The organism is Nocardia aurea, from assembly GCF_003123685.1.
GTDB classification, from domain to species: domain Bacteria; phylum Actinomycetota; class Actinomycetes; order Mycobacteriales; family Mycobacteriaceae; genus Nocardia; species Nocardia aurea.
This window is the reverse complement of sequence record NZ_QCYJ01000007.1, coordinates 1-6,763: the sequence shown is the minus strand read 5'-3', so window position 1 is coordinate 6,763 and position 6,763 is coordinate 1. Positions and strand designations below refer to the sequence as shown.

Sequence of the window (6,763 nt, the reverse complement as noted above, 5' to 3'; positions counted from 1 at the left end):
AGCAGCGCGGTGCGTGGACCGTGCGGTGGCGGACGCTCACACTCGGGGTCATGGATGAGGGTAGACATGTGGGTGCGAGGACGCCCCGCCGGGAGGACGCCCGGCTGCTCACCGGCCGGGCCAGGTTCGTCGGCAACGTGCGGCTGCCCGGGACCGCCCACGCCGCCGTCGTCCGCAGCCCCATCGCCCACGGGCGGCTGGCCGGCTGCGACGCCAAGGCGGCCTGGACCGTGGAGGGCGTGCTCGACGTCATCACGCCCGCCGACGCCGCCGGCATCCGGCTGCCCTGCGTCACGCTCGCGCCGGGCCAGCGCGAGACCTCCTATCCGGTGCTGGACGAGGCCATCCTGTACGCGGGCCAGCCGCTCGCCCTCGTGGTCGCCCGGACGCCGGAGGCCGCCGCGGACGCGGTCGCCCTGATCGACCTGGACCTTGAGGAACTGCCCGCCGTCATCGGCGTCGAGCGGGCGATGGCGGCCGGCACGCCGCTGCTCCACCCTGCCTGGGGCACCAACGTCGTCACCGATTCCGTGCTCGGCGACCCCGACTGCGAAGAGGCGATCGCCGGGGCCGCGCACGTGGTCGAGCTGGCGTTCACGTTCGGCAGGGTCTCGCCGTACCCGATGGAGCCGCGCGGCGTCGTCGCGTCCTTCACCGACGGGGAGCTCACCATCCGGACGTCCACGCAGGCGCCGCACCACGTGCGCGACCACGCCGCGGACGCGCTCGGGCTCACGCACGGCCGGGTTCGGGTCGTCAGCGGCGACACCGGCGGCGGGTTCGGCGCGAAGGAGCACATCTACCCGGACGAGCTGCTCGCCTGCCTGGCCGCGATGCGCCTGGGCCGCCCGGTGAGCTGGACCGAGTCGCCCGGCGACCGCCTGGTCGCCACGCTGCCCGCGCGGGCAGCCGCGCACCGGGCGCGGCTGGCGCTGGACGCGGACGGGCGCTTCGTCGCGCTCCACGCCGACGTGGTCGGCGACCTCGGCGCGCACCCGTCCAACGTCGGGGCCTCGCCGTTGGCGGTGACCGCGACCACGCTGCCCGGCCCGTACCGCTTCGACCGGACAGGGGTACGGCTGCGCGGCGTGGTCACGACGACCACACCGACGGGGTCCTACCGGGGGTTCGGCCAGCCGGAGGCCACCTACACCAGGGAGCGGCTGATCGACGAGGCCGCGCGGCGGCTCGGGCTCGACCCGGTCGAGCTGCGGCTGGGCAACATGATCGGCCCAGGCGAGCTGCCCTGCGCCACGCGGACCTGGCAGACGTACGACTCGGGCGACTACCCGCGCGCCCTGCTGACCCTCCGCGACCTGGTCACTCCGCCGGCCCGGGACGACGGTCGCAGGCGCGGGGTGGGGTTCTCCTGCCACGTCGAGGCGACCGGGCTCGGGCCGTCGATGGACATGAAGGCCATGGGGATGCAGGCGGGCGGGTTCGAGACCGCGGTGCTGCGCATGGAGCCGGACGCCTCGATCGTCGTGGCCTCGGGCGTCACGGGCATCGGGCAGGGCATCGAGACGGCGCTCGCCCAGCTCGCCGCCGACCGGGTCGGGGTGCCGCTCGACCGGGTACGGGTGGTGCTCGGCGACACGGCGGCCACGCCCTACTCCTCGATCGGTTCGATCGCGAGCCGCTCGCTGGTGTTGGGCGGCGGCGCGCTCATCCAGGCCGCGGACCGGCTGAGGGAGAAGATCCTGGCCATCGCCGCGCACCGGCTGGAGGCGGCGCCGGACGACCTGGAGATCACCGGCTCGGCCGTACAGGTGAAGGGCGACTCGCGCGCCTCGCTGACGCTGCGGGAGATCGCCACGTCGGCGTGGCGCGCCTGGGACCTGCCCGAAGGCGCGACCCCCGGGCTGGAGGAGCGGGTCAGCTACGACCCGTCGGCGTCCACCTACGCGTACGGCGCGCACGCCGCGGCCGTGGCCGTCGACCCGGAGACCGGCGCGGTCGAGGTGGAGGGCTACTGGGTGGTCAACGACGCCGGCGTGCTGGTGAACCCGGCCATCGTGGAAGGCCAGATCCGCGGCGGCGTGGCGCAGGGCATCGGCATGGCGCTGACTGAGGAGATCGTCTACACCGGCGACGGGCAGCCGATCATCGACTACCTGCTGCCGACGACCCGCGAGATCCCCGACATCCATGTGGTCTGCCTGGAGACCTCCTCGCCCATCACCCCCGGAGGCATGAAGGGCGTCGGCGAGGCGGGCACGATCGGGCCACCCGCGGCGATCGGCAACGCGGTCGCCGCCGCGCTGCCAGAGGTGGCCGGGGCCGTCACCGCCACCCCGCTGACGCCCGAGGGCGTGTGGACGCTGCTGAGGAATGCGGGGGGCCGGCCCGGGTAGCGGGAGGCGGATGCGCCTCGATGAGTGGTTCCTCACCGACGAGGAACGGGACAACCCGTCGACCCGGCTGTCGGCCTGGTCGACGGGCAACCTCGTGCGGCCGCTCGTCCACGGGGCCACGTACTTCGCCGAGCTGAAAGCCGGCCTCGACCGGCTGGGCCCGCGTGACCTGCTGCTGTTCACCGACTGGCGCGGCGACCCCGACGAGCGGCTCACCGACGCCGGCCCCGGGATGGCCGCCGCGATGGCGCAGGCGGCGCGCAGGGGAGCGCTCGTACGCGGCCTGATCTGGCGCTCCCACCTGGACGCGCTGCGTTTCAGCGCCGCGGAGAACAGGCACCTCGGCGAGCACGTCGAGGCCGCCGGCGGTCAGGCCCTGCTCGACACCCGGGTACGGATCGGCGGCTCGCACCACCAGAAGTTCGTCGTGCTGCGCCACCGCGCCGACCCGGCCGGCGACGTTGCCTTCCTGGGCGGCGTCGACCTGTGCCACGGCCGCCGGGACGACGCCGGGCACCGGGGCGACCCGCAGCCGCCGCCCATGTCCCCCGCGTACGGCGAACGGCCGCCGTGGCACGACGCGCAGGCGGCGATCCACGGGCCGGCCGTGGCCGAGGTGGAGAAGGTCTTCCGCGAACGCTGGGACGACCCCGCCCCCGAGACCCGCCAGCCGTTCAGGCGGCTGCGCGACCACCTGGAGCGGATGGACGACGTGCCGCCGCTCCCGCCGCCCAGGCCCGCGCCGGAGCCCGCCGGGAGGCACGCCGTCCAGCTCCTGCGGACTTATCCCTACCGGCGCCGCCCCTACCCGTTCGCCCCGAGGGGAGAGCGGAGCGTGGCCAGGGGCTACCAGAAGGTGCTGCGCAGGGCCCGCTCGTTCGTGTACCTGGAGGACCAGTACCTGTGGTCCACCGACGTGATCGAGCCGTTCGCCGAGGCGCTGGAACGCGAGCCGGAGCTCCGCATGGTCGTCGTGGTCCCGCGCCACCCCGATCAGGACGGCTGGCTCGCCGCCCCCGCCAGCCTGATCGGCAGGAGCGAGGCGCTGGACCGGCTGCGCCGGGCGGGCGGCGACCGGTTCGCCGTCTACGACCTGGAGAACCACGCGGGCACCCCGGTGTACGTGCACGCCAAGGTGTGCGTGGTCGACGACGTGTGGGCGACCATCGGCTCCGACAACGTCAACCTGCGGTCGTGGACGTACGACTCGGAGCTGAGCTGCGCGGTGATAGACGAGGAGCTCGATCCGCGCCCGCCCACCGGTGGGCGGGTGTTCGCCAGGCGGCTCCGGCTCATGCTCGCGGCCGAGCACCTGGACCGCGATCCGGACGACGTGGACGAGCTGTGCGACCCGAAGGCCGCGTTCGAGGCGTTCGCCGAGTCCGCCGACCGGCTGGCCGCCTGGCATCGTGCCGGGTGCCAGGGGACGCGCCCGCCGGGACGGCTGCGCCCGCACTCCCGGCCGGAGCTGGGGCGGCTGCGCAAGGTGCTGGCCCTGCCGCTGTACAAGCTCGCGGTCGACCCCGACGGGCGCCCCGCCGACCTGCGACGGGCACGCCGCTTCTGACCCGCCGGGCGCCTCCCGCGGCTACGACCGCGCGGCCTGGTACAGCCCGTGGATGGCGAGGACGTAGCCGTACACGCCGAAGCCGACGACGATGCCCCGCGCCACCGGCGACAGGTAGGAGTGGTGACGGAACTCCTCTCGCCGGTGCACGTTGGAGATGTGCACCTCCACCACCGGCAGCTCCACGGCCTCGATGGCGTCGTGCAGCGCGACCGAGGTGTGCGTGTAGGCCCCGGCGTTGAACACCACGCCGATGCACCTGCCGGCCTTGACCTCCGCCCCGGCCTCGTGGATCCAGTCGATCAGCTGGCCCTCGTGGTTGGACTGCCGGAAGACGGCGTCCAGCCCGAGCTTCCCGGCCTCCTGGCGGCACAGTTCCTCCACGTCCGCCAGCGTGGTCGAGCCGTAGACCTCGGGCTTGCGGGTGCCGAGGAGGTTGAGGTTGGGCCCGTTGAGTATCAGGACGGATGACATCGCGCTCACCCTAACAGCGGCTACCGGGAAATTCGATTGAGCGCGCCGCCGGGCCTCTGCTGTACTCGCGGTGACAGGTGGCCGATCCAGGAGGCGGGGAAATGCGGCGAGCGTTCATGTCCACCCAGCTCAGAGCTTCCACCTATGCAAAGGACATGACGCTTCTTGCGCACGCTCAACTTGGGGATCCTGGCCCATGTAAACGCCGGTAAGCCACGCGCGAACCCCGGGATCGCGGTCCTGCGGCACCTGCGTCCCGGCCGCCGCCAGGCGGTGGCGCTCGCCGTCTCCGTCACCGCCATGACGGCGCTGCCCCTGGCGGCGCCCCAGCTCACCCGGCGCTTCGTGGACGGCGCGATCGGCGGCGCCGGGACGCGCCACCTCACACTCGTCGCGCTCGGCTTCCTCACGGTCGCCGTCGCCGGGCAGGCCGCCCGGCTGGTCACGGCCTGGCTCGCGAGCCGGCTCGCCTGGGACGGGACCGACCGCCTCCGGGAGCGGCTCGCCGAGCACGCGCTCGGCCTCGACCTGGCCTTCCACGTCAGGCACACGCCCGGCGAGATGATCGAACGGGTGGACGGCGACGTGGTGGCCGTCGCCGACTTCGTCGTCGCGTTCCTGCTGGACGTGGTGGCCGGTGTGCTGCTCCTCGCGGGGATGCTCGTCGTGGTGTTCACCGTGGACCCGCTCATGGGCGCCGCGCTGCTGGCCTACTGCGCGCTGGCCGGGTTCGGGATGGCCCGCGCGCAGCGGCTCGCCGTGCCGTCGGCCGCCCGCTCCCGGGCGGCCGACGCGGAGCTCGTCGGCCACCTCGAGGAGCGGCTGGCAGGGGCGGAGGACATCCGGGCCAACGGCGCGGGCGAGCACGTCGTGCGCCGATTCCACCAGGTCGCCGCCACCTGGTACCAGGCGGACGTCAAGGGCTCGCAGGTCGGCAGCGGTCTCATCGCGGGCACGGCCGTGGCGTTCGCGGCGGGCACGGCCGTCGTGCTCGCCCTCGCCGCGTGGGGCCGCCAGTCCGGGACGCTCACGGTCGGCACCGCGGTCCTCCTCTTCCAGTACACGCTGATGGTCCGCACCCCGTTCGAGCGGCTGATCGACCGGCTGCGCGGCTACCAGGCGGCCCTGGCCGGGGTGGCTCGCATCGGCGCCCTGCTGGCCGAGCGCCGGACGCTGCCCGAACCCGCCCGCCCCAGGCCCCTGCCCGCGTCCGGGCCGCTCGCCCTGGAACTCGACGGCGTGAGCTTCGCCTATGACGCCGGCGAAGGGGTGCTGTCGGACGTCTCCCTCGCGCTGGCGCCCGGCGAGACGCTCGGCCTGGTGGGCCGTACGGGCAGCGGCAAGACCACCATCGCCCGGCTGGTGCTGCGACTCCACGACCCCGGCGAGGGCGCGGTCCGGGTCGGCGGGCTGGACCTGCGCGAGGCCGACCCGGCCTCGGTACGCCGCCGGATGTGCGCGGTCACGCAGGACGTGCGGCTGTTCGCGGCGAGCGTGCGGGACAACCTGACGCTGTTCCGGCCGCTCGCGGACGACGACCGGTTACGCGCCGTCCTGGACGAGGTCGGTCTCGGCGGCTGGCTCGCCGGGCTGCCCCGCGGGCTCGACACCGACTTGGGCGGTGTGTCGGCGGGTGAGGCGCAGTTGCTCGCGTTCGCGCGGGCGTTGCTCGCAGACCCCGGGCTCGTCGTGCTGGACGAGGCGTCCAGCAGGATCGATCCGGCCACCGAGCGGCTCGTCGAGCGGAGCGTGGACAGGCTGCTCGCCGGCCGCACCGGCGTGATCATCGCGCACCGGCTCTCGTCGCTGGCGCGGGTGGACAAGGTCGCGGTGATCGCCGGCGGCAGGGTGGTCGAGTACGGCCGTCGCGAGGACCTCGTCGCCGACCCGGGCAGCCGGTTCGCGCGGATGCTGGACCTGGCGGGGGTGCGCCGATGAGGCCCGTCTGGCTGGTGGTCGCCCGGCTCATCCGGTTCGACCTGCGGCGCTACCTGATCGGCGCGCTCCTGTGGATGCCAGTCAGCGTCATCCCGCTCGTCAGCGGGCTGGTGCTGCGGGAGCTCTTCGACCAGATCAGCGGGCAGCGCGCCGCCGGGCCGGCCCAGGCGCTGTGGTTGTGCGCGGCGTTCGTGGGCGTGGAGGTGGTGCGCGGGCTGGTGCTGGTCACCGCGTGGACGTACGGCGTCTACTGGTGGTGCGCCGCGGCCACCCTGCTGCGGGCCAACGTGCTGCGCTCGGTGCTGACCGCTCGCGGGGCCGCCGCGTCCCGGCTGCCGCACTCGCCGGGCGAGTCCGTCGCGCGCCTCCGCGACGACGTGAGCGACCTGGTGAACTTCACCGACGAGTCGGTCCCGCTGGCCGGCGGGGT

The 6,763-nt window shown here is 74.3% G+C and carries 5 protein-coding genes; 4 read left to right on the top strand and 1 reads right to left on the bottom strand.

The window, feature by feature from the left end:
- A partial coding sequence (locus DAT37_RS03890) for a xanthine dehydrogenase family protein molybdopterin-binding subunit (protein ID WP_232839505.1) occupies positions 1-2,354 on the top strand: 2,354 nt, incomplete at its 5' end.
- A 10-nt stretch (positions 2,355-2,364) separates the two neighbouring features.
- On the top strand, positions 2,365-3,921 hold the full coding sequence (locus tag DAT37_RS03885) for a phospholipase D-like domain-containing protein (RefSeq protein ID WP_109523301.1): 1,557 nt from the start codon (positions 2,365-2,367) through the stop codon (positions 3,919-3,921).
- Positions 3,922-3,942: 21 nt separating this feature from the next.
- Here DAT37_RS03885 and aroQ read toward each other — a convergent pair whose 3' ends face one another.
- Positions 3,943-4,395 (bottom strand): type II 3-dehydroquinate dehydratase, encoded by a 453-nt coding sequence (gene aroQ / locus DAT37_RS03880; RefSeq protein ID WP_109523300.1) that lies wholly within the window; start codon positions 4,393-4,395, stop codon positions 3,943-3,945.
- 165 nt (positions 4,396-4,560) lie between these two features.
- Between aroQ and DAT37_RS03875 the strand changes: the two genes are divergently transcribed.
- Both DAT37_RS03875 and DAT37_RS03870 read left to right on the top strand, forming a co-directional pair.
- Positions 4,561-6,333, top strand: a complete 1,773-nt coding sequence (locus DAT37_RS03875; protein WP_198654075.1) for an ABC transporter ATP-binding protein — start codon at positions 4,561-4,563, stop codon at positions 6,331-6,333.
- The coding region (locus tag DAT37_RS03870) for an ABC transporter ATP-binding protein (RefSeq protein ID WP_198654074.1) at positions 6,330-6,763 on the top strand (434 nt) is incomplete at its 3' end. The genes DAT37_RS03875 and DAT37_RS03870, both read left to right, overlap by 4 nt.

Excerpts from the sequence above, each read along its gene's own strand:
- DAT37_RS03885 (WP_109523301.1), top strand. The coding sequence starts at position 2,365 with ATGCGCCTCGATGAGTGGTTCCTCACCGACGAGGAACGGGACAACCCG.
- aroQ (WP_109523300.1), bottom strand. The coding sequence starts at position 4,395 with ATGTCATCCGTCCTGATACTCAACGGGCCCAACCTCAACCTCCTCGGC.